Origin of the sequence: Kamptonema animale CS-326, from assembly GCF_028330895.1 — a bacterium.
GTDB classification, from domain to species: Bacteria; Cyanobacteriota; Cyanobacteriia; order Cyanobacteriales; family Microcoleaceae; genus Kamptonema; species Kamptonema formosum.
Map to the genome: position 1 here is coordinate 31,126 of NZ_JAQMUA010000320.1, position 22,478 is coordinate 53,603.

23 protein-coding genes are annotated in these 22,478 nt (G+C 44.4%); 16 read left to right on the plus strand and 7 right to left on the minus strand.

From position 1 onward, the window contains the following. Nucleotides 1-5 precede the first annotated feature (5 nt). The 11 genes from PN499_RS18445 to PN499_RS18495 all read left to right on the plus strand — a co-directional run bounded on the left by PN499_RS18445 (nt 6) and on the right by PN499_RS18495 (nt 11,888). Complete coding sequence (locus PN499_RS18445; protein WP_272033559.1) at nt 6-926, plus strand: DUF5838 family protein; 921 nt, start codon at nt 6-8, stop codon at nt 924-926. 620 nt (nt 927-1,546) lie between these two features. Further along, entirely contained in the window at nt 1,547-1,747 is a 201-nt protein-coding gene (locus PN499_RS18450) for a DUF5837 family cyanobactin class RiPP (RefSeq protein ID WP_272033560.1), read from the plus strand. A 308-nt stretch (nt 1,748-2,055) separates the two neighbouring features. Then, nucleotides 2,056-2,280: a DUF5837 family cyanobactin class RiPP gene (locus PN499_RS18455; protein WP_272033561.1), complete on the plus strand. Its 225-nt coding sequence runs from the start codon at nt 2,056-2,058 to the stop codon at nt 2,278-2,280. A 342-nt stretch (nt 2,281-2,622) separates the two neighbouring features. Then, the gene (locus PN499_RS18460) at nt 2,623-2,832 is read left to right on the plus strand and encodes a DUF5837 family cyanobactin class RiPP (protein ID WP_272033562.1); all 210 of its coding nucleotides are present in this window, start codon (nt 2,623-2,625) and stop codon (nt 2,830-2,832) included. A 345-nt stretch (nt 2,833-3,177) separates the two neighbouring features. Further along, nucleotides 3,178-5,508 carry a TOMM precursor leader peptide-binding protein gene (locus tag PN499_RS18465; RefSeq protein WP_272033563.1) on the plus strand — a complete coding sequence of 777 codons (2,331 nt, stop codon included), beginning with the start codon at nt 3,178-3,180 and terminating at the stop codon, nt 5,506-5,508. A 72-nt stretch (nt 5,509-5,580) separates the two neighbouring features. Beyond that, entirely contained in the window at nt 5,581-9,105 is a 3,525-nt protein-coding gene (locus PN499_RS18470; RefSeq protein WP_272033564.1) for a PatA/PatG family cyanobactin maturation protease, read from the plus strand. 323 nt (nt 9,106-9,428) lie between these two features. Then, nucleotides 9,429-9,581 carry a hypothetical protein gene (locus PN499_RS18475; protein ID WP_272033565.1) on the plus strand — a complete coding sequence of 51 codons (153 nt, stop codon included), beginning with the start codon at nt 9,429-9,431 and terminating at the stop codon, nt 9,579-9,581. Between the two features lie 120 nt (nt 9,582-9,701). Beyond that, complete coding sequence (locus PN499_RS18480; RefSeq protein WP_272033566.1) at nt 9,702-10,331, plus strand: ParA family protein; 630 nt, start codon at nt 9,702-9,704, stop codon at nt 10,329-10,331. Then, a complete protein-coding gene (locus tag PN499_RS18485; protein WP_272033567.1) occupies nt 10,331-10,573 on the plus strand; it encodes a ribbon-helix-helix domain-containing protein in 243 nt (80 codons plus the stop codon). Before PN499_RS18480 ends, PN499_RS18485 begins: the two co-directional genes overlap by 1 nt. A 476-nt stretch (nt 10,574-11,049) precedes the next feature. Continuing rightward, on the plus strand, nt 11,050-11,757 hold the full coding sequence (locus tag PN499_RS18490) for a DUF433 domain-containing protein (protein ID WP_272033568.1): 708 nt from the start codon (nt 11,050-11,052) through the stop codon (nt 11,755-11,757). Next, entirely contained in the window at nt 11,754-11,888 is a 135-nt protein-coding gene (locus PN499_RS18495) for a hypothetical protein (RefSeq protein ID WP_272033569.1), read from the plus strand. Before PN499_RS18490 ends, PN499_RS18495 begins: the two co-directional genes overlap by 4 nt. Here PN499_RS18495 and PN499_RS18500 read toward each other — a convergent pair. Further along, entirely contained in the window at nt 11,865-13,229 is a 1,365-nt protein-coding gene (locus PN499_RS18500) for a hypothetical protein (protein ID WP_272033570.1), read from the minus strand. The genes PN499_RS18495 and PN499_RS18500 overlap by 24 nt on opposite strands. A gap of 451 nt (nt 13,230-13,680) precedes the next feature. On the opposite strand from PN499_RS18500, the gene PN499_RS18505 reads away from it, so the two are divergent. The 4 genes from PN499_RS18505 to PN499_RS18520 all read left to right on the plus strand — a co-directional run bounded on the left by PN499_RS18505 (nt 13,681) and on the right by PN499_RS18520 (nt 16,653). Continuing rightward, nucleotides 13,681-13,971, plus strand: coding sequence for a hypothetical protein (locus PN499_RS18505; protein ID WP_272033571.1), 291 nt, complete (start codon nt 13,681-13,683; stop codon nt 13,969-13,971). Between the two features lie 3 nt (nt 13,972-13,974). Then, complete coding sequence (locus PN499_RS18510; protein WP_272033572.1) at nt 13,975-14,505, plus strand: hypothetical protein; 531 nt, start codon at nt 13,975-13,977, stop codon at nt 14,503-14,505. Between the two features lie 98 nt (nt 14,506-14,603). Next, entirely contained in the window at nt 14,604-15,188 is a 585-nt protein-coding gene (locus PN499_RS18515) for a hypothetical protein (RefSeq protein ID WP_272033573.1), read from the plus strand. Nucleotides 15,189-15,300: 112 nt separating this feature from the next. Continuing rightward, a complete protein-coding gene (locus PN499_RS18520) occupies nt 15,301-16,653 on the plus strand; it encodes a site-specific DNA-methyltransferase (protein WP_272033574.1) in 1,353 nt (450 codons plus the stop codon). Here the strand turns inward: PN499_RS18520 and PN499_RS18525 are convergent. Genes PN499_RS18525 through PN499_RS18535 form a run of 3 tightly spaced genes read right to left on the minus strand, consistent with a single transcriptional unit; the run spans nt 16,592 to nt 18,660 of the window. Beyond that, nucleotides 16,592-17,452 (minus strand): hypothetical protein, encoded by an 861-nt coding sequence (locus PN499_RS18525; protein ID WP_272033575.1) that lies wholly within the window; start codon nt 17,450-17,452, stop codon nt 16,592-16,594. The two genes, PN499_RS18520 and PN499_RS18525, sit on opposite strands and share 62 nt — an antisense overlap. A 15-nt stretch (nt 17,453-17,467) precedes the next feature. Further along, nucleotides 17,468-17,653, minus strand: a complete 186-nt coding sequence (locus tag PN499_RS18530) for a hypothetical protein (RefSeq protein ID WP_272033576.1) — start codon at nt 17,651-17,653, stop codon at nt 17,468-17,470. Between the two features lie 26 nt (nt 17,654-17,679). Next, nucleotides 17,680-18,660, minus strand: coding sequence for a tyrosine-type recombinase/integrase (locus tag PN499_RS18535; protein ID WP_272033577.1), 981 nt, complete (start codon nt 18,658-18,660; stop codon nt 17,680-17,682). A 152-nt stretch (nt 18,661-18,812) separates the two neighbouring features. Between PN499_RS18535 and PN499_RS18540 the strand changes: the two genes are divergently transcribed. Then, nucleotides 18,813-19,667, plus strand: a complete 855-nt coding sequence (locus PN499_RS18540; protein WP_272033578.1) for a hypothetical protein — start codon at nt 18,813-18,815, stop codon at nt 19,665-19,667. A gap of 901 nt (nt 19,668-20,568) precedes the next feature. On the opposite strand, the gene PN499_RS18545 is transcribed toward PN499_RS18540, so the two are convergent. The 3 genes from PN499_RS18545 to PN499_RS18555 form a co-directional block, all read right to left on the minus strand. Continuing rightward, the gene (locus tag PN499_RS18545; RefSeq protein WP_272033579.1) at nt 20,569-21,210 is read right to left on the minus strand and encodes a type I restriction endonuclease subunit R; all 642 of its coding nucleotides are present in this window, start codon (nt 21,208-21,210) and stop codon (nt 20,569-20,571) included. A gap of 72 nt (nt 21,211-21,282) precedes the next feature. After that, the gene (locus PN499_RS18550; RefSeq protein ID WP_272033580.1) at nt 21,283-21,519 is read right to left on the minus strand and encodes a DUF4926 domain-containing protein; all 237 of its coding nucleotides are present in this window, start codon (nt 21,517-21,519) and stop codon (nt 21,283-21,285) included. 14 nt (nt 21,520-21,533) lie between these two features. Next, nucleotides 21,534-21,866: a DUF6883 domain-containing protein gene (locus PN499_RS18555; protein WP_272033581.1), complete on the minus strand. Its 333-nt coding sequence runs from the start codon at nt 21,864-21,866 to the stop codon at nt 21,534-21,536. Between the last annotated feature and the right edge of the window lie 612 nt (nt 21,867-22,478).

Below are 22,478 nucleotides of genomic sequence, written 5' to 3' on the forward strand. Positions count from 1 at the left end.
AACCAATGATAACCTTATCAGCAAGTGACTCAACCCGACCTATCTTTACCTTTCCGAAATCATTAACTCAGGAGCAAAAACTACATTTTATCAATGCCCATCGACAAGCATTTGATGTTGAACCTTTATATCCTCTAGATATTTTTCAAGACTTTATTACTAAAATTGATGGTATTGATACAATCGAAGCCTCCTGTAAAATTGAAGCGGATAAATTACAGGCAGCAAGATTGTACGCTTTCTCTTCGCAAGAGATTGAGAGAAAACTAACAGAATTTCTTACCTTTTTTCGTCAAGTGGAAAGTCGAGTGGATGTGCAACTCAACTATGACTTACTTGAGAAATTTCTCGGAAAATCTTTTGACTTCAGCAAAGTAACCAGAATTTCAACGGGAGTGGATCTGCGACAAAATATTCCCGACTCTAGCTTGAAAATCCATATTCGGCTAGATGACCATCCAGAAAAGTTGAAAAAAATAATAGAGGCGGCTTTAATTCTTGATGGCAACAGTTCTATTGCTCAACGCTGGATTGCCTTGCAAACAGTGCATCTGATTGGATTCGATTTCTACTTAAATGGTCGCAGTGAGATTGAGCTTTATTGTGAACTCACCGAAAAACAATTTCAACAGCCCGATATTCAATCTTTTCTCAAACAAACCTTTCCTCCATTCGTCCTAGAACCTCTCAAAGTATCAAGTATGTTCTTTACTGGTTTGTCAAAAGATAATGCCGAGCCAGTGCTATATTATTGCCTGAAAGATAAAAAAGATTTGTTAAGTTATTTTTCAATAAATGATACGGCACAGAGAGTCCATGCTTTTTATCAAAATCAACCTGTTTCCTCTTTGATGTGGCTAGGTGTAACTCAAGGGGAGTTGCAAAAGACTAGAATCGAAAATATCCGACTTTACTACTTTAAATAAAATTACTTTACTACTTTAAATAAAATTATTAATCATCAAATCTTAGCAAACGTCGACCCCAAAATAATACTGGCAACGTGAGTACCGTGTGCGGAGGTGGAACCATCGGCGCTAGCTTCCCCTGCAACTGTGGAGTCGCCTTTAGTTCTTCCCCATAGTTATTGTATTCCTGGGATTTGTTTGAGTTTGGGCATTTATTAAAAAAATGCTAAACTGCTTGGGCAATCAAGTTATAGATAGTACTATGAAAGGCGATGCTCTCCTGCTTTTTCATAAAACTTAAAGAAAATCTTTGACAATTCCTGACTTTTCTACTTTTACTAAAAAATTTCGACCTGTTTATTAAGAAATTTATTGACAAAATTATTGTTTTTAGTTACATTGCCGTTAAAGTTCATTCCTAAGAGTTTGCAATAGCTTCTAGGGCGGCGGTAAGCGCAGTCATGCAGCGTGCGATCGCCCCTCAACTGAATCTGTTCAGCGATCACCTATTTCATCCAAATCGCCCCTCCTCCAAAAAAGTTTTAGTGCGTCAACCACTCTACACGTAACACCCACTAACGAGCTTCTTCCACAACTGAAGAAGGAAACCACAAAAAACAAACAGGAGAAAAGTAAAAATGGACAAAAAAAATTTAATGCCGCAACAAACTCAACCCATTGAGCGCATCACCACTGGACAACTGCCGGATGTACTTGCAGAATTGTCGGAAGAAGCCCTGGGTAGGTCTACCTTGAGAAGTGAGTACAGTGCATCAGTACTACCCCAATGGGGGAGTAGTCAGAATAGATGTGCCTGTTCCTATGAGGACGCGGAGTAATCCAGCATATTTTCCCACTTACCCCTTCAAAAAAGGTCAAAAATCTTTTCCCTGCTCATGCAGGCGCTCTGTTTGCCTTGATAAACTGACTTACAATCCTTGTCAGGGGAAAAGTCATTCACAGGACTCTGACCTTTTGGGGTGAGTGGTTGAACCTGTCTTGGTGAAATGAATCCCAGTAAAGAGTGATCCTTTGCGCTCGCCCGCCGCCACAATATTCTTTCACATTCACGAAGCGGTCAGACCCACCGACTGAGCAAGCCTCGACAACGGGACACCAATCAACCAAAAATTAGGAGAATCCTATAATGGACAACAAAAACTTGATGCCCCAGCAGGCACAACCCGTTAACCGGCTCACCACTGGACAACTGCCTAGCGAACTGGCAGAACTCTCTGAAGAAGCTCTGTCCCGTGTTCAGGGATGGGATGATAGTTCATCTGTACTACCGTCGTGGGGGGATCGTGGGACGTGTAGTCCGAATGATTGGGGGTTGGCGGCGTGCTCTTATGACGGAGAAGACGGAGAATAGGTTCTCACTCTAGCTGCATCTGTTAATTTCCTCAAAAATGTCTTTTCTCCTTTCTAGGAGCGTGATTCGCCCCGATGAATCGCGAGGTAACTACTTTTACTTCGGGGTTTCGGATACCTTGGCACTGAGGGTGGGTTTAGCAGTTTTATTGGAATCTCAAGAGTCACGGTTCAAATCAAAACTCGCCCTCAGTTAATTCGCTATTTGTACCGAATCGCCCATAAATTCCAATCGCCTCCCTCCTTCAAAAAAGCTATAGCGATAGACCTCTCTACAAGCGACACACAACCAGCTTCTTCCACAACTGAAGAAGGAAACCACCAAACAAAGGAGAAAACTAAATTGGATAAGAAAAACTTGATGCCCACCGTGGCACAACCTGTAAACCGTACTACTACAGGGCAAATGCCTGCTGAGTTGGCTGAACTGTCGGAAGAAGCTCTGCAACGGCATGGCGAACAGGATAGTGCATCCCTACTACCGAGTAATTATAGGTCAATGAGCTGTTTCATAAGTAGTTTCTGTTCTTATGACGGAGAAGACGCAGAATAGGTTTCCACTCTAGCTTATCTGTTAATTTCCTCAAAAATGTCTTTTGTCCTTTCTAGGAGCCTGATTTGCCCCGATGAACCGCGAGGCAACTGCCCTGACTTCGGGGCTTTCGGATACCTGGCACCCGCCGCCTGATGTGGAAAGGACAATAGGGGGAGAAGAAGTAGCGTTGCTAGTTCCTTTTTTGTTGTTGCCTCCTTTGAGGTTTAAGCCAGCTAGAAGCTTATTTCCCCAATGGTACTTTCTGGCTGGCTTACTTTTCGGTTGGTAGCGGTTACAAAATCGGCGATATTTCCTTGACATTTCCTTTTAAATCCTTAAAAACTTCGAGCTAGATAAAACTCCATGAACTCGACAAAAAACCCTCAAATTAAACCCCATTTTCGCGTCGAAATCATCGAACCCAAACAAGTTTACCTACTCGAAGAAAACTCCACCCACGCCCTCACAGGAAGCCTCTACTGCCAAATCCTCCCCCTCCTCAACGGTGAAAACAGCTTACAAGACATCATCCAAAAACTTGACGGACAAGTTCCACTCGAACACATAGACTACGTACTGCAACGACTGCAAGCCAAAGGCTACCTCACCGAAGCCGCCCCCGACTTATCGCCAGAAATCGCCGCCTTCTGGAGTGCCTTGGGCATCGACCCCCCCACCGCCGCCCAATCCCTACAGCAAGCAAAAATTGCCCTCACCGCAGTTGGTGAAATCTCCCCAGAACCCCTAGCCGATGCCCTAGCCGCAGTTGGCATTCACACTCAACCTTGGGAAACCCAGCAGCCTACATCGCCCTATACCCTGTTAGCAGTCCTCACCGACGATTACCTGCAACCCGACCTAGCCAAAATCAATCAAATAGCCCTGCAAACCAATCAACCTTGGCTTCTGGTCAAACCTGTCGGCAACATTCTCTGGCTAGGGCCAATTTTCATCCCTCAAGAAACAGGTTGCTGCGAATGCCTCGCCCATCGCTTGCGGGGAAATCGGGAAGTAGAAACCTCCATTTTGCGCCAGAAAGCTAAACTCTCCCTAAATCAGAAAGGGCAAACCCCTACTTCTCTCCCCCTTACTAAGCAGGGGGGGCTCTCCGGTTGCCTTCCCACCGCCCGCGCCACACTCCCCTCCACTGTGCAAACCGCCCTACAACTCACCACCACTGAAATCGCCAAATGGGTTGTGCAACAGGAAACTGCTACCAATCTGAAAGGGAAAATTCTCACCTTCAACCAAATCTCCCTAGAACTGCAAATCCACACCCTGCCTCACCGTCCCCAATGTCCCGCCTGTGGCAATCCGCAACTGTTAACTGAAAGAGGTTTTCAACCCGTTACTCTGCAACCCCTGGCCAAACACTTTACCAGCGATGGCGGTCATCGTTCCGTCACCCCCGACCAAACCGTACAGAACCACCAACATTTAATTAGTCCGATTACTGGAGTCGTTACCGCCTTAGTCCGCGTTTCCGACCCCAACAATCCCCTCGTCCATACCTACAGCGCCGTTCACAGTTTCGGCAGCGCCACCTCCCTGAAAGGACTGCGCCACGCTTTACGCCATAAAAGTTCCGGTAAAGGGAAAACTGACCGTCAATCAAAAGCCAGTGGTTTCTGTGAAGCAGTCGAACGCTATTCCGGCATTTTCCAAGGCGATGAACCCCGAAAAAAAGCAACTTTGGCAGAGTTAGGGGAAAAAGCAATTCACCCATACCGATGTTTGCATTTCAGCCGCCGCCAATATGAAAATCGGGAAGGATTGAACGAGAAAAACACCGTCGCCCACGATTGGATTCCCCAAACTTTTGATGAAAGCCAATCGATTGATTGGACACCTGTTTGGTCGCTAACGGAACAAACCCACAAATATTTACCCACAGCTTATTGCTATTACGATTATCCCTTGCCCAAAGACCGCCGTTTTTGTGGTGCAGATTCCAACGGCAACGCCGCCGGGAACACCTTGGAAGAAGCGATTTTGCAAGGGTTTATGGAATTAGTCGAACGGGATAGCGTCGGAATATGGTGGTACAATCGCCTGCAACGTCCGGCAGTTGATTTAGCCAGTTTTGATGAGCCTTATTTTTTAGAACTGCAAACTTATTATCAAAATAATGGCCGAGAACTTTGGGTACTCGATTTAACTGCCGATTTAGGTATTCCTGCTTTTGCTGGCGTGTCTAGGCGCATTGATGGCGGTACAGAACGAATTATTGCTGGATATGGCGCACATTTAGACCCGAAAATTGCTATTTTACGCGCCGTTACAGAAGTAAATCAAATCGGTTTGGAGTTGGATAAAGTAGAAGCAGAAAAGTTAGAAGGGGAATGGCGAGATTGGCTATTAAATGCCACTTTAGAAAATCAACCTTATCTGGCTTTTGACCCCAATGTTACTCCTAAAATTTACAGCGATTACCCCCAACTTTGGGGCGATGACATCTATGAAGATGTAATGACTTGCGTGAAAATTGCCAAAAATGCCGGATTGGAAACTTTGGTACTCGACCAAACTCGCCCGGATATTCGGTTAAATGTAGTTAAGGTTATTGTGCCAGGATTGCGCCATTTTTGGTCGCGTTTTGGTGCGGGAAGATTGTACGATGTCCCTGTAAAACTCAGTTGGTTATCTGCACCACGTTCGGAAGAGGAAATGAATCCGATGCCGATGCCATTTTAATGGCTTTTTCGGTTTATACTTCTATTTTCAAAGCCAAAGTCCGAAAAACTTCTCAAAAAGGAGAAAACTAAAATGGACAAGAAAAAACTGAAACAACTTGAAATCGAGCCAAATGGAAAAGTGGTGAAAGAACAATTTAATCCTTCCCTGCCACAAATCGCACCATCAAGTTTTCCTGAATATTCAGTCTTCCCCCTAGCCACAGCCATCCCAATGGTAGAAGCGGCAACACTCGATTACCCGGAAATAGATTGGCAACAGACAACCTTTAACCTTTCCCGTTTTGCCTACTTGCATCAACTGAGCGGCAAAATGGTACTAGAATCACCCCTTTCTAAATTTAGAATTACCCTATTAGACAGCCAAGCCAGTGCCATCATCAGCCTATTATCCCAACCCCAAACCCTAACAGCCGTTAGTGTAGCTTTTCCCCATATTAAAATCGAAATTATTCAAAAATTTATTCATCTATTATTAGCCACTAAATTCTTATCAGTAGAACCAGAACCCTTAAAATTAGAACTATGGGAATTTCACAACCTGCTATTTCACAGTCGCAGTCGTTCCGGCAGACATGATTATCAAACAGCATCAATCGAACATTGGGAACAACGGGAACTATTCCCAACAGTAAAACCGCCCATGAGCGAGAAAATCATTCCTCTTTTCCGTCCCAACTTAGAATTATTAGCCCAAACCGATGCTTCCTTAACCCAAGCCATAGAAACCAGACAATCCATTCGGGAATATGACGATTATCCCATCACCATCGAACAATTAGGCGAACTACTCTATCGCTGCGCCAGAGTAACAGAAATTTATCAAATGGAAGAAGTAGGCGAAGTCAGTCGCCGTCCTTATCCCTGTGGTGGTGCGAGATACGAACTGGAAATTTATCCCGTTGTCCAACAGTGTGAAGGATTAGATGCCGGATTGTATCATTATGACCCCCTCAACCATCAATTAGAGCAAATTGCCGATTACAATCCAGAAGTAGCTGCCTTAATTGCCGATGCTCGTTTATCTAGCGGCGAACAAGACACCCCCCAAGTTTTACTGATTATTACCGCTCGGTTTGGCAGACTTTTCTGTAAATATAAATCCTTAGCTTATGCCTTAGTGTTAAAGCACGTTGGGGTGTTGTATGAAAACCTGTATCTAGTTGCCACCAGCATGAACCTCGCCCCTTGCGCGTTGGGGGGAGGAAATAGCGATAAGTTTGCACAAACTACCGGACTGGATTACTACGAAGAATCAGCCGTCGGGGAATTTATGCTCGGTTCAATTTCCCGCAAAGTAGAAACGCAGGGGAGAGAGGGAGCAGGGGAGCAGGAGAGCAGGGGAGAGAGGGAGCAGGGGAGTACAGAGAGTAAGGGAAGCACTTCCTTCACTTCCTCCAATCTCGTAGTACCCATTACCCAGTCCCCAGTCCCCAATCCAACCAACTTTATAACCCCATCAGCCGCCCCAATGAACAACGCAGATAAGTTGCCTGGACTTTATGACCTTTGGGCGCATACAAAAGGCGACCCTGAAATTACCATTGTTATTCTTGATGGTAACGCTGACCTAGAGCGCTCTTGCTTCCAAGGGGCAAACATCAGCAAAGTTTTCCCTTACTGGCACGAAACCCCAGAACCCATTGCTCTAGAATATTACGAGGCTTTTCTAGAGATTGAAAAGAGTGGCGAAAAAGGCGAAGCCAAAGCCAAAAAACTACAAGCTGCCATCCCCGAAGTAATTCTCAATCGCCTAAGTGGAGACTTTCACGCTACTCACATCATCAGTACCATTATCGGTCAACACGGCTCACCTGCTCCCGGAATTGCCCCTCGCTGTCGCGCTATCAATATTCCCCTCAACACTACTGGCGACAATGGTGAGTTTATCTCTCCAATTAATCTTACCCGCGCTTTTGAATTAGCAATGAAACTGGGAGCCAATGTCATCCATTGTGCGGCTTGCTGTGCTACCCAAACAGGTATTGCCCATGACTTGTTAGCTAGAGCAGTGAAAAACTGCCAGGATAACAATATTCTGATTGTTGCCCCTACAGGTAACGATAAAGGTGAGTGTTGGTGCATTCCCGCCATTTTACCCGGTGTTCTGGGTGTCGGCATGATGAAAGACAATGGAAAACCTGCCAACTATAGCAACTGGGGCGGTAATTACCAGTATGACGGAATTTTAGCCCCCGGAGAAAACATTCTCGGCGCACAACCTACAACTGAAGAAACCAAACTTAGTCAAGGTACGAGTTGTGCGGCTCCCATCATCACAGGTTTATCGGCATTGTTTCTGAGTTTGCAATTGCAACGAGGGGAAAAACCCAATGCCGAAGCAGTGCGTCAAGCTATTTTAAATAGTGCCATTCCTTGTGACCCGGAAGAAATAGAAGAACCGGAACGCTGTTTAAGAGGGAAATTAAATATTCCCGGCGCTTATCAGTTACTAACTGGAAAAGAGTTAACCCCAGTTCAATCGCACCCAGAAATCGTTATCCAGGCTAATAGCGAAAGTCCTTTAAAGAGGACTGAAAACCCCATTGAAAGTCCGCTGACTTCCAGTATTAATGCCAGTAATCGCCCAGAAAATCCCTCTGTTGAAGCTTCAGTTAACACTACCCTTGAACAGGCTTCTGCTATGAACTACGGAATTGATTCTCCGGCAGACTCTGGCACAGGGCAACCATCCAATACAACGGTTGCCACCCTCACCCCCAGTCAAACCGCCGAAGGCATCACCCCCAGTGCCACCTCTAAATTTGTCTACGCCTTGGGAACCATCGGCTACGACTTTGGCAGCGAAGCCAGACGCGACACCTTCAAACAACTAATGCCAGCAATCGAAATTGACGGGACAGTAATTCCCCCCAATCCCTACGATGCCCGTCAAATGGTCGATTATCTCTCAGAAAATCCCAGTGAAGCCAAAGCCTTAATTTGGACGCTCAATCAAGAACTTAAACCCATTTATGTCTTAGAACCAAGACAGGGTTTTGCTGCGGATGTCTACGAAATATTAATCATGATGTTAGCGGGGCAAATTGAACCGGAAGATAACGATGATTTTATCGAACGAGTCAGCATTCCCGCTAAAACAACGGATAAAACCGTGCGGTTATTTTCGGGGCAAGAAGTTCCTGTTATTACCTTAATCAATACAAGGGGAATGTACGGTTGGAAAATTAACAACTTAGTCGAAGCAGCTTTACAAAGTGTAGCTCCTCAAGCACCGCAAGTCGATGAAATTGCGATGCGAAAAGCTCTTACTAGCTTCGTAAATAAAGTTTATTTTGAGTTCCAAAATTTAGGGCAAACGTCTAAAGACAGGGCGTTGAACTTTTCTGTTACTAACGCTTTCCAAGCTGCTTCGAGCTTCGCAGAAGCGATTTCAAGAGGGATGCAACTCGATACGATTGAAGTAGAAAAAAGCCCGTTTTGTCGGATTAATAGCGATTGTTGGGATGTGATATTAAAATTTTTCGATCAAGAAAATGACCATAGGGCTAAGAAAGTTTATCGATTTACGGTTGATGTGAGCGACAGAATTCCTGTGACTATGGGTGAAGTTCGCTCTTGGTCTGTACCAAAATAAATTTGGTGTCAATGAGGGGTATAAGTGGATGCCTAAGTGTAGCGAACTGCAAAAAGCAGAGGTCAAAACTGCAAAAAGGGGATTTTTGAAACCACATTAAAGGTCTTGGCAACTTTTGGTGATCCTAACCCGAAAAGCCGTCATAAAGGATGCGGAGCTTCAAAAGAAACCAGAGCAGAGGCATGGAGTCTAGGTCTGAAATACCTGGAGCTTGCCCTGCTCAAGCTATTTAATTATCCGTATGTTTAGCTCTCTCACGCTTGATGCCAACTGGCTTGAGATAAGGAGCGATATGGAGAATCACCCCTGAAAGGAGAAAGAGGTTGGTTACAGGCGATTCTGAGAGGAGTTTTTTAGGGGCGATCGCTTATCTGGCAGAATGCGATCGCACCTCAATTATTCAAGAGCCTGCTTCAATCACTCTCACAAAGCCCTCAGACCTAGTGGCAGTTATTGCTACTTTGCTATCACAATAGCTTACTATTTTTGAAAGAATATCTCCCCAACCCTAGTTATAACAAGTTAAATCAACGCATAATAGTTTGTCACGCCACAGCTTTCAAGCTATAATGATATCAAACTAGCAAAGATTACTAATGTTCGTAGTTAGCCTTTTATCGAGAAAAGGAGGGTCGGGAAAGACAACCCTTGCCGTCCACTGGGCTGTCGTTGCCGTAAAGTGCGGTTTGAGTGTCGTATTGGCAGACATGGATTCCCAGAAGTCCTCAGCATCTTGGTTTAACAAGCGAGAAGCTGAAATCCCGCTACTGATACAGCCCCAACCGTCCAACATCTCTGACCACATTCAAGCTTGCCGCGAGGGTGGCATTCACTTGGTGCTGATTGACACTCCCCCTGACATTGACACAAATGCCGTGTACGCAGCGCGAGTTTCCGATTTAGTAGTGATTCCGGTACGGCCTTCTGTACTGGACTTGGAGGCGATCGCAGGTACGGTAGAACTGGTACGAGGAATAGGCAAGCCCGCAGTATTCGTCCTCAACCAAACACCGCCCAGGTCAGGCGTTACCGATGAAGCTAAAACCGCCCTCGCTGCTTATGGCTTACCCATTTGTCCTGTGGCGATTGCCACTCGCATTGCCTACTCACGCGCCTTGATTGACGGTAGGGTAGCTTCGGAAATTGAGCCAAGGGGAAAAGCCGCGATAGAGATTAACCAAAGTTGGAATTGGATTGCTCAACAGTTGAAAGCAGGGAGTAAGTAATGCCTAAGAAGAAACCAAGTTTGTCAGATTTGACACTCTCCAAGGGAACAACCACAGTACAAGCACCGTCCTCCGCCACAGAAGCTGAACCCAAACGCAGGGGGCAGACATTACGGTTAGATGAAGGGGCGTGGAAGCAACTCAAGCACCTGGCGACTGACTTGGGGAAACCGTCTCACGATTTGCTCATAGAGGCCGTCAATGACCTGTTTAAAAAATATGGCAAACCGCCGATCGCTTAAACTTAACCGTAACCATCATTTTGCCCGGCTTTTCCTCAATCAACCATAATAAGAGTCGGTTAATAAGAGTCGGTTGAGGCGATCGCACAAGCGAAATTAGGACAGCCCCAAGCACCCCCCATTCGCTGTGTTTGGGAACCAGAAGAGTGTTGCTATTTTGCTATCAAAGCAGCTTACTATAATTTTAGGCAAACCACTCTACCCCTTACTATTAGGTGCTTTTAGCGACCAATGCTGCTCTGATAATTGACAAGTTAAGCTACCATGCTATCAAAGTAGCACCAAGTAATTTACAACCAGCAGCTTTTGAAAAGGAAGGGAGAGGGGGAAAGAAAGCGGAAGGGGAGTAGGAACTGGGGACTAGAGACTAGGGTTCAAGAACAGAAAATTCTTCCCCTTCTCCTCCCCTTACCAGAGGCACGCTCGCACTCCATGATAAAATAAGCCCATACCGACATTCGTGAACCTGGGCTGATATGGTGTTTGTGCCAAATGGGTTAGATTCTCGCAATCTACCTGCCTACTCAATAGCAGATGCCGCCCGTTATCTAACGATTCCACTCCCAACGCTGCGGTCTTGGTTGCATGGGCGTTATTACCCAACCACAGAGTGTAAGCGATATTTTCAGCCATTGATTGAACGCCCAAATCCTCAATTTCCTCAACTCTCATTTACGAATTTAGTTGAGGCGCACGTTTTGAGAGTGATTCGTCAAGAGCATAAAATTCGCTTGGATAAAATTCGACTCACCCTGGATTATCTAGCAAGTGAGTTTGGTGTGCCTCATCCCTTAGCACAACTTCGGTTTCAAACGGATGGCGTGGATCTGTTTGTGGAATATCTAGGCAGTCTAATCGCTGTTTCTAGGGACGGACAATTGGTGATGCGGGCAGCATTACAACATCTTTTAAGGCGGGTTGAGTGGGACTCACAAGGCATTGCAGCCCGCCTATTTCCGATTACTCGTTTGAATGCGGTAGAGGCTCCCAAAGTGTTAGCAATTGACCCTTTAATCGCGTTTGGTCGTCCAGTTTTAGTAGGTATTGGCATTCCTACAGCTATCTTAGGAGAGCGATATAAGGCAGGAGATTCAATTGACACTCTGGCTCTTGATTATAGATGTTCGCACCTCCAGATTGAGGAAGCAATTCGCTGTGAAATGGCGCTTTCAGTGGCAGCGTGATTAAATCAGAAACTCCTGTCTTTTTTATCGATCGCGAAGAAGGTAAATGGTCTGTGGCGGATGCTCTACGGCAAGCAGGCGTGCGGGTGGAAATTCACGACGATCGTTTACTTCTGATTCTTTTTCTTTAACTTTTTAAGCTCCTGATCATACAATTCTGCTGCTTCTTGCAAGGGATTTTTGCGTTGTTTAGGTGTGGGGGCTGGTTGCTTTAGCAATGTATTATCTAGTTCAGAAGATAACTGGCTGTAGAAAGACTCGATTGTTCCTTCACCAGGTTCTTCACTTAAAGGTTTGACATTGTTAATACTAGCAGCAAATATCTCGGCTTCAGCCGCAAAATCTGCGGCTGATATGCTGTCGGGGGGTTGCCAGCGATGCACGAAATCGTATTTCCATAAACTTCGTCCCAACACCTGAATTAAACTTACTTTTAATGCCGTTGTTATTGCTACCGCTTGCTGGTATACTTTCTCTCTAATCACCCGTTGGTTAAACAAAAAATCGTAAACATAAGGAATTCCCCAGAGAATGCCTACTGCTTCAGCTTGTCGCACCGAAACCAATCCACCGAATAACTTTCCTATGTATTTATCTAAAGCTTGCTGGTTAAATGCAAAATATTTATCGGGATTGGTTAAATTCTTTCGAGGTAGATTTCGGTCTTCGAGAAAATCAAACACTACTGTCCAGATAGTTTGACTGGTGATGAAATTTACCTGCTTTTCTTCTATCATATAGACAGAAAAAGCCATTGACAGAGTGCGTAAATCTTTTTCAAAGTTACGCTTTAAATCAATTGTTAAATCTTGATTGTTCTCGATGACTGCGGTCAAGTTTCCCAGAATTTCCTGTTCAAATTCACTGGTGTTTTGACTATAATATTCAGTAGCTGTAGTCCGCAAATTTTCCCCATCAAATGGGACACCGTTTTTAAGTTGTTGGTAAGCTGGCTCAATTAAGCTCATCAAAACAGTATCGGCTAGTTCTGTTTCAGTACCGCCCAATACTTGGGGCGATTTCTGTACATTATGATAGGTAGCACGGCACAAATCTACTGCTATTTCTGTAGTACCATAAAATTTCAGTTGTTCTAAAACATCGAGCACAAAGTCTATTCCCGAAACCGAATCTGCTATAGACCGAGTTAGGGAAGTGCGTACCTGAGCGAGGTCGTTGCGAAACAGATAATATTCTACTAAAAGATTGTCGAAATAGGGATATTCTTCTTGATACAACTGTGGTTGCTGCTGTTGAAACTTAGTAACGAAAGCTAGGAAAAGCTCAATTAGATTGTTGCTATCTAATTCATCGCGCATTTCCACCAGTATTGTTCCCAAATCCACGTCCTGAATTAACTGGGGAGATAGTGGTTGGTTGAATACCTCCATGAGCATTTCATATCTCTGTTTGACAGAGGCCAGATCGTAAGCATCGCACCACTGTTCGGGGTCGGTCAATATTATAGACATAGAAAAAAAACTTTCTCTTCATTAATAACTGTATCAGCGAAGCTGTGCTGTCACCAGCCGCAAAGTAGCAACTTAAATCCTTCATTTGATTTTGATAAAGCTACTTTGCTATCAAACTATCTTGATTTCAATTGATTTATCTTTTTTAACCTCAATTACAGAAGCAAGTTTTAGTTATCGCAGAGCTAAAAATTTACATATTAAACTATCTTGCTATCAAGCTACTAAAGCTATCAAAATATTAAAGGAGAATCCCTTGTAACCAAAATGGCACACGCGCTCCTAAAGTGGGAAGGTCAGGGCGATCGCACAGCCAAAGTTAAAGGCTCAATTCCACTTCTGGAAAGCAAGGTGCAGAACTGGGGAATTTTCTAGTCCGAACAGGTGTAGAATAATTAGTCAATGCCAATATCTCTGCAATTAACAGAATTCTGATACCAAGGTGTGCCCAATGACCCAAAACCCCCTCATTCAAAGAGCCTTAAATTCCGCTAGCCTTGAAAATAAGGCTAAAATTGGCATCAATCCAAATCCTCTCACCTTTGAAGAGTATGTGGAGCGAACCCCCGGAAAACTGGAGTTATACAACGGATTCCTCGGTAGCAGAAGCGATTTGAAAGATTCAATAGAACTTTTGCTGATGAGCCTCCAATGCTTCGGATTAACTAACATTGTGTCACTGTTGCCGAAAGAATTGTGGTTGGAAGCTTTGAATTCTGCTTATCCAAGCGATGAAAAATAAAAAATGCTTCCCTTAACTTCAGAAAACTTTGAACAAAAGCTCGCTCAACTGAGAGAATTAAGAAAGGAGTTTGAGGCTCAACCCAAAGCATCCAGTCTTTCTCAGCAAAACCTCAAGCAACTGTTGCAGAACTTAGAGAAAATGTCAGCCAAGATATCCGATTCCATCGGCTTGCAAACTGAACGCCAGCAGTCACAAAGTGAAAGCGTTTACTCATTTTACAATCCATTAACTCTTTCAGATCGCCAATCAGAAGACGCGCCAAAAAACATTCTAGTTCTGATTAGGCTTCGCAAAGAAGACTTAGACAAAATACCAACTAAGCGGGATTGGGTAATCCCAGACACCTTATCTGATGCCACCGCTGATTTAAGGAAGATGACCGGACAAATCCTCCCCGAAAGCTGCAAATGCTCCGAATGGGCAGGCATAAGCCTCAAAGTGGAGAAAGTGGAGTTGTTAAAACCAACGGCGGGTGAAATCGCCAAAGAATTGGCTGGGATTTGGGTGATTCGAGTTGCTATTTGTGATTGAAAATTTTATGGATTATGGATTAATAAGCAGAAGTTTGTAGTAGTCTTCATGGGAGTAACAATTCTCTAAAAACTACAGTCAGCAACCCCACACTCTCTGTGACACTGATAAATGAGGATTTCCATCTAGGTATGACCCTGTTCCCACAAATCCAAGGATTGTTTATGAAAATTCCGATTATTAACGAAGTTGAATTTAATCAAATTGATGCTTCTCGGCAACTGATAGCCACCGAGTATTCACGCCAATTTGCCATCATTGACCTGGGCGAAAATTTGGGAGTTTACGGCATTAGTTGGAACAGCGATTTAATTAAACCGATGGTGAAACTTTCACCAGACGGACAAACGATTTGGGTGGGTGTTGAACAAAAAGTAGCTGCGATTTGTAGGGAAACGGGTAAAATTTTGCTAACTTTGCCGCTAACTTCCTATTTGGTGCAAATGCTAACTTTAGACAAAGTTACTGCTGTCATTACTGAAGAGGACTTTTTACTTTTCAACCGCAGAGGCTCTATCCGCTCTAATAAGTCTTTACCTGATACAGCGATTGGAATGTCGCTGGTTGAAGGCGATTTAGTGATAAAATTACTGTCGGGCGAGTGTTTAACCATCAACCCTGAAACTGGCAGTTTTCAGAAGGCTGGCTTCATTGGGAATGGGATCAGTTTAGGATTGGCCTAGCTTGGCACTCCGCTTGGCAAAGGTAAGCTTAATTCCTTACATTGCTGATGTCTGGATATGCGTGCATAGCCAAAGCCGTCGCCTTCTCTAATAGCAAACTATCAAATAAAAAATGGCAACAGGAATTCCAGGGACTAGCGGAAAAAAGAAAGCTTTAAACGGCAGTAATGGAATGTCATTCAGACTAGAGTACGAAGGCAAATCTTCAATAGAAGACATCAAAGCTACAAAACCAGCCTTGCTACAGCGTGCTGTCAAAGTGCCAGGGTCGCCGACAAATAAACTCATCTACGGAGATAATTTGCGAGTTCTCCGCGCCCTACTAGATGATGCCAATATTGCTGGGAAAGTCAGCCTTGTGTATATAGACCCCCCTTATGCAACCGGGGCAAATTTTGCATCTCGCAACTTGGATCATGCTTACAATGATTTCCTAGAAGGAGCAGAATATTTAGAGTATATCCGCTGCCGTCTAATCTTAATGCGCGAGCTTTTGGCAGAAGATGGGTCTATCTACGTGCATTTAGATGAAAACATGGCTTTCCCTGTGAAAATTCTCATGGATGAAATTTTTGGCATTAAAAACTTCCGCAACTGGATTACTCGCAAAAAATGCAACCCCAAAAACTACACGCGCCGCCAATACGGTAATGTTTCAGACTATATTCTATTCTACAGTAAAACCGAGCAATATATTTGGAATCAACCTTTTGAATCTTGGACGGAAGTGACGGCAAATAAAGAGTACGAATATGTAGAAAAAGAAACAGGAAGGCGTTACAAGAAAGTACCCATTCATGCACCAGGAATTAGAAACGGAGCCACAGGTCAAAAATGGAGAGGGATGATGCCACCCCCAGGCAAGCATTGGCAATATACTCCCGCAACTCTCGATCTGATGGATGCGCGAGGCGAAATTTACTGGTCGTCTACAGGAAATCCACGCCGAAAGGTTTACTTAGATAACAGCAAAGGAATTCCCATACAGGATATCTGGCTTGACTTCAAAGATGCCCATAATCAGAACATTAAAATTACGGGTTATCCAACTGAAAAAAATCCTGAATTGCTAAAACGCATGATTATTGCCTCTTCTAACCCTGGTGACTTAGTGTTAGATGCTTTTGCGGGAAGCGGCACCACAGCAGCAGTTGCAGAGAGTTTAGGCCGGCAGTGGATTGCGATTGATAACGCTAGGCTTGCACTAGAAACAATGGTGTGGAGACTAGCAAAAGGCACAGAACCAATGGGTGATTTTTTAAAAGGCAATGATGACCAACCCAAACAAATATCGTTATTTGATGAAAACCGAGTGCTAAAGAGCGGACTTGATATTTATATTGAATCAGCAATAGATTTAGAAATAATCCCCGAACTTCTTTTAGAAAAGTGGGATAGCTTGCTCAACTCTCCAACCATTCCCTGGTTAATCGAGAGTCAAGCATCTTCAGGGTACACACCATAACATCTCCCTCTCCGTAGGTTTCTAAGGCTGCATAGTCATTCCACATTGAACCGAGGGTTAATCCGGGGCCGTCATTCAAGAAAAACACTTTGAGGGGTACTTTTTTCTCCGAAGCATACTTACGAATTTCCGTCACTTTATCACGATTGCCGCCTGTGCGGTCATCTTCTTGAGCGCCTCCTCGGTCAGAATCATAACGAGCAAATCCCAAAACTAGAGGAGTTTTATCAGGGCGAGATATGAGGAAATCGGCGGGAATCCTAGATTCAAAATTAGGTAAGACTTCATTGAGCATTACATCTCTTCCAGCCCTTGGCGGCCCCTGAATTTTGTAATCGTCTCCAAAGGTTTTGTTAAACCAAAGGAAAAATGCTTCTGTTAATTCATAGCCTTTTTGCCCCCGGCTTTTATACTCATAAAGAACTGCCATCATTGCTTCATCAGGGTCAGGGCGGCTTAGCAGATTTCGCCTAACTTTTTCTAATGAACGGAAGCGTGTACCAAATTCGGTAATAATTTCCGGTATTTTGTTTTTCCGCTTCAACATCTCAACTGACGTATCTGGCGAAACATACTTGCGAAAAACGCGAAGCAGTTGCGTTCTTGACGGATTCGGTTCTTGCGAAATTCTTGTTAGCAAGTCAGCCGAGGAATGCACTTCGCTTACCAGCGTTGCAAACTGTTCCAAAACGCTCCCGTAGACGACTTTTGCTTCGTCTAAGTAGTCTGGGTAGAATTCTGAATCTATGAACGTAATCCACCTCGATGCACTCGCCTTGTAGCTGTCAAACGAAGCCAACTGAATTCCTCCCGGTTAAGCGCGGTTGCCTGCCATCTCCTGACGGTAGCCGATGCCGTGCATAAATCTCTTTCTACTGCAAAATTTTATAACAACTTGCAGCCAGTCCCAAATACCGTACATTGCTGATGTCTGGATAAGTATTGTGTGCCGACCAAAAGCCGTCACCCTTTCTCTAACTGTTTTTGAAGTAACGACCACATCTGAATAATATGGGTACAGATTATTTACACCTCCGTTGGTCTTTTCTTACGAGGAATCGACAACTTTTGCATCGCTTGTCGCTTCGTCTCCTCCCCGCGCCGATCGTACTTAGCCGTAATCTCAGTTTTCGAGTGCCCCGCCAACTTCGCCACCGTCACAATATCTACCCCCGCGTCCAACAAATCCGAACAAAACGTCCGCCGAAAATCGTGAGGCGAAAACAAATCAAGCCCCGCTTCCTTGCCCCGCTTGCGAACCATCCGAAACACCGCATCCGCACTCATCGGCCGCAACTTAATCTTATCGCTAGTGTAAAGAGGGCAGAACAGCGCCCCAGGCTCACTCCCTCGAACCTCAATCCAATCCTTCACAAAAGCCCCAGCATCAGGTGGCAAATATACAATGCGATACGCCCCTCTCTTGCTATTGTGAATGGACAAAGCTCCACTGTTGGGAGCAAAATCCTTCAACTTCAAACTCACCACTTCCTTGCGCCTCAACCCGCAGCACAAAACCGCAATCAAAGCCGCATCTCTAATATCAATCGCAGCCGGCTGTTCCGGCTGGCACGCATCCATTAGCGCCACAATCTCAAAAGAAGCCAAAGCCCGACCCCGAAGCCCAGAAGGAGGCAAATCCAGTCTCGGTAAATCCACCGCCCTGAGATAATCCTCAATCCCCAACAGCCCCAACCGCGTCGCTTCCTTGAGCACCCGCTTCAAAGCGCACAACATCTTACAAGCCGTCGCCCTTGCATACCTCTCCATCAAAGCCGCCCGCACCGCCGCCGTATGCTGGTAGCGCAGTTTCGACCAATCCAGCGCCAGCGCATCGCACTCACCATCCGTCAACAGTTGGGCTATAGCGTTAAGAGTCCAGCGCATCGTCGGTCTTGACCCCTCACTAAGTCCAGCCAAATACACCGCAGCCGGGTGCTGAGTCAGGGGTATGGGTTCAGCTAACTTGAGGGAACAAGTTGTAACAACAGAGTCAAGCTCACGCACACTGTCTCTGGAAAAGAGGTTCTCAGGATTTATCATCTCACCTAAGTAAGACTTTGAGATCGGATAGATTGGGAACAAGGGAGTAGCGAAGGTACTGACCAGCTACGACGAAGGCTGTCCTGAGTTTTTTCCACTCCATACCGAGTTACCCAATGAACCAAAAAACCCGTGAAATAGATGAGCAAATCGCCCAACTTATAGCCAGCTTGCCCAGCGATGACCTCCTACAGCAAGCTAAGACACCAGCTCAGATAGAGGAATGGTACAAAGCGAGAAAAACCCAGCTTCTTCTGGCTGAGTGCTGGAGGGCTAAGGGGCTCATTAAGAACTATTATCCAATTGAGGAAGCTCTGGAAAAAAAAGAAATTTCTCAACGAAAAGCTAAGTTGATCAATCAACAAGTTAATGAATACAAAGCGCGGTGGGAGCTTTGCCAAGTTGCTGAAAAATACGTCAGAAAACTCCACACTGATCTTCAAAAGTTGATGGGTTATGTGGATCATTTTCCTAAGCCATTCGTCCATCCTTGGTATAAGTTTTTTTACCAAATCTCCCTGAAACAATATCCATTTCAATCAGCTTATGATTTATTTGCAGAGACTTTAAAAGAAGATGTTAACGGTTCTTTCTCTGTATGCCTGGAACCCTACTATGAGGTGCCGATGAAAAAGTGGAAGCAAGTCGCTAAGCAGTACACTGAAATTTTGGAGCAATCCGAATTGGATGGCTTTTACCCAAAACTTAGGAATGCAGAAGAGCAGAAATTAAAAAGAAACTTGGTTTGGGACAAAGTTGGTTTTTCTTGGATTGGAATGGTTATGTTGGTGTGCCAAAGTGAGGCGAAAAATGACTCGCAACTCAGGAAGAAATTACTCGCCTACAACGACTCACTACACGAAGCGCTCAGTCTAGCTGTGACAGCTAGCAGCACTTTGCCTGGTTGGGCGTGGCACAAAGGGGATTTGCTTGATGCTTGTGGGGCAGGCGGTGTTTACCGCAAAGCTTAACAAAACTTCAAATCTGGATCGCATTTCATCCGACACCTGGGCTGATTACCTATGTTGGATTGCAATAGTTTCAGATAAAGGAGCCTTTTTTCTCATGTTCGACCCTCACACCGCTATCGTTGTGTTAATCTTTCTGGGCGCGTTCATTGCTATAGCCAAGTATCGGGAAGATATAGTGATGCTTTTAGGGGGCTTGGCTGCTTCTGGCATCTATTACTTTCTGTTTTTGTGTCACACCTTAGTAGCCATTTTCGAGGCCATTTTCAAGCTGACGACAGTAGGTCGTTAGACAATGGAGGTGTCTTGGCTGTCTTGAGATCACTGCTTGGGAGGATTTATTAGCTAGCTGCGGGAGTCCACATTAACGCCTTGGCGATCGAGGTGCTACCACACCTAGCTATTAAACTACTTTGATAGCATGATACTAAAATGGAGAACTCTATTTGTGTTGCGTCTGAAGCTTTGATACAAGCCATTCTTGGAGTTCAAAGCTCTGTAGCGGCAGTTGAAGTTAAAGCTACTTTAATAGCAAAGTAGCTTTAAGACTAGCTTTCGCTGACAAAAAAATCGCTCTCGTTTAAGCTGCTGTGGTGTAAATACTGCGCCCTGCCTCAGAATAAGATTCGTAAACGTGCTGGTAAACTTCTTGACACTTGCGCTGATACGCTTCGGTTGAGTAGCTTTCTACAAGTCGCGAAACACGCCAATATAGTCCACAATCAGCCCGTTTACCTTTCCCCCAAATACCCGATTAGCCCTAGCGATGGTTGATAGTTCTAATGCTGCTTCTGAGTCGGGTGGGACCTAGTTTTAGATTATTAATTGCTTTATAATTTCGTCTAACGCACCCGACAAGTCGATGGTTGTGTGTCCGTTTTGCAAGTTTTATTTTAGATGATTTTCAGGATAATTGTAGCATAATTTGTCTAATTTGTTTGAGGATTCGCATGATGTCATAAAGTTGATTGCGATGGGGGAGTAACAGGGAGAAAATATTAGATAAATCGTAGTTCGGGTGAGGTTGAATTAGGAGTTTAATAAATTGAAATTCATCACCGTTTGCGATTAATCCATAAACGGGGCGTTCTGGGTTGGGGTTGGCTATCAAGTAGGTGAGGGCTTGGGGTAGGGCAACAGAAAAGGCGATTGTTGATTTAGATTCTACAACTAATACCCAGAGTTGCTGTTGAATAATCAGGGTGTCGATGCGTCCTCTGAGTATTTCGTCTCTGTCTTCTAAGAAGAGTTCAACTTCGGGTTCTGTGGTGACAAAGAAGGGTTCGTCGTATAAACCAGCTAGGGTTAATAAGGGGGAAATGACTAAGTGATTGATGGTTCCTTCAGCTAAGGAACCGCGTTTGCGATGACGAATAAATCGGTTTCTGATTTGGTCTAGTGCGGCGGTTTCTGGGTCGGTGAGTTCAGGTAAGTTTTGATTCCATTCAGGAAAGAATTGTGCGTTTTCTGTAGGACGGAGATTAAATCTTTCTTCCAGGTTGTCTAAGCTGGTGATGGTTTTGGAAATCGGTTTAGTTTGAACCATAGCTCTAATGCAAGTGAAGGTGGATAATTGGTAGAGAGTGTCGGTGGAATCTCTCTATAGTATATGGTGGAGTTAGCAAACTTTAACTAACATTTCTTCTGTCAACTTATAATGATGTAAAACCATCAGTTGATTAGCCTTTAAAGTCTCGATCGCATAAGCCCGACCATTCAAATCGCTAAACTCAACTTCAAAAACTCCCGGTTCGTACACTTCAACAATAGTTCCCACCTGCCCCTGATATAATTCAAGCTCTGGCAAATCTTCTAGTAATGCTACCACATCTAGTAACTTCATTAGCAAATTCATAATTTTACCTCTTATTATAGAACAAAAGACGTTACCAATCGCGGGAAATCTTCATCATCCCGAACAATCCAAACACTGCGAACTGTTGCCTGTTTTTCCTCTCTAATCATCAAAAAATCTACTTGATATTTCTGACCGTATGGACTGCGTTTATCGAGAACGGCATCAGTAGTTTGAATAGCTTGTAGCAATGCCATTCTTAACTCATCAGCATCCTCTATCCCCATTCCTAAAGCAGATTGAAACACCCGCGCTTTGTGTTGACCATCTGAATGTCTCGGATTGAGACAGTAACCGGATAGTTTTTCCTCATCAATAATAGCTTGTTCAGGATTAGGAAGTTTCATATAATATAGCAATAGGCTAATTCATCAAGTATTCAAAATTTGCATCACATTATCCGAAGCGATCGCTGAAAACTTATAATCAGCGTAGAGGAGGAAGACCAACCCCAGGACGGGTACGGAATATTCGGAAGGCTTAAGTTTAGAGTTGGCCCGCTCGTTCGTCTGCTGCTTCCCAAAGGCGTTTTTCGAGTTCGGTGTAGAAGGCTGGCATCGTTGGCGTTATCTTCCCATATCCTTGACTAATTCCTTCAGTGAGGCAACAACAAACAGCACCGCCTCGTACAAACCCTTATTTTAGGCGAGATCGCCGGGAGAAACGTAGAAAAACAACCATCGTCAATTTTTTGACACCGTTTTGATACTGTTTTGATATCCTAATGTCCCCGGTTCTGTCGTTTACCACTAAAACGAAAGCGAGTTTAGTTTTCTTCTAAAGAATCGCCGTCAAAATTAGTGAAGCGAGTGTCATCCTGTCCCTTCTTCTGCAAGCTCTAAGCGGTGCGCGTAAGTGTTGACGAATTGCCCCGAAAACAGGGATTTCACCATTACCTGAGCCCCAGAAACAGCTCTAACGACATATTTCTGAACCTTACCGCAGAACCTCACCACCGA

Excerpts from the sequence above, each read along its gene's own strand:
- PN499_RS18480 (WP_272033566.1), top strand. The coding sequence starts at position 9,702 with ATGTTCGTAGTTAGCCTTTTATCGAGAAAAGGAGGGTCGGGAAAGACA.
- PN499_RS18510 (WP_272033572.1), top strand. The coding sequence starts at position 13,975 with ATGCTTCCCTTAACTTCAGAAAACTTTGAACAAAAGCTCGCTCAACTG.
- PN499_RS18450 (WP_272033560.1), top strand. The coding sequence starts at position 1,547 with ATGGACAAAAAAAATTTAATGCCGCAACAAACTCAACCCATTGAGCGC.
- PN499_RS18550 (WP_272033580.1), bottom strand. The coding sequence starts at position 21,519 with ATGAATTTGCTAATGAAGTTACTAGATGTGGTAGCATTACTAGAAGAT.
- PN499_RS18540 (WP_272033578.1), top strand. The coding sequence starts at position 18,813 with ATGAACCAAAAAACCCGTGAAATAGATGAGCAAATCGCCCAACTTATA.
- PN499_RS18505 (WP_272033571.1), top strand. The coding sequence starts at position 13,681 with ATGACCCAAAACCCCCTCATTCAAAGAGCCTTAAATTCCGCTAGCCTT.
- PN499_RS18555 (WP_272033581.1), bottom strand. The coding sequence starts at position 21,866 with ATGAAACTTCCTAATCCTGAACAAGCTATTATTGATGAGGAAAAACTA.
- PN499_RS18465 (WP_272033563.1), top strand. The coding sequence starts at position 3,178 with ATGAACTCGACAAAAAACCCTCAAATTAAACCCCATTTTCGCGTCGAA.
- PN499_RS18520 (WP_272033574.1), top strand. The coding sequence starts at position 15,301 with ATGGCAACAGGAATTCCAGGGACTAGCGGAAAAAAGAAAGCTTTAAAC.
- PN499_RS18500 (WP_272033570.1), bottom strand. The coding sequence starts at position 13,229 with ATGTCTATAATATTGACCGACCCCGAACAGTGGTGCGATGCTTACGAT.
- PN499_RS18445 (WP_272033559.1), top strand. The coding sequence starts at position 6 with ATGATAACCTTATCAGCAAGTGACTCAACCCGACCTATCTTTACCTTT.
- PN499_RS18545 (WP_272033579.1), bottom strand. The coding sequence starts at position 21,210 with ATGGTTCAAACTAAACCGATTTCCAAAACCATCACCAGCTTAGACAAC.
- PN499_RS18490 (WP_272033568.1), top strand. The coding sequence starts at position 11,050 with ATGGTGTTTGTGCCAAATGGGTTAGATTCTCGCAATCTACCTGCCTAC.
- PN499_RS18455 (WP_272033561.1), top strand. The coding sequence starts at position 2,056 with ATGGACAACAAAAACTTGATGCCCCAGCAGGCACAACCCGTTAACCGG.
- PN499_RS18485 (WP_272033567.1), top strand. The coding sequence starts at position 10,331 with ATGCCTAAGAAGAAACCAAGTTTGTCAGATTTGACACTCTCCAAGGGA.
- PN499_RS18470 (WP_272033564.1), top strand. The coding sequence starts at position 5,581 with ATGGACAAGAAAAAACTGAAACAACTTGAAATCGAGCCAAATGGAAAA.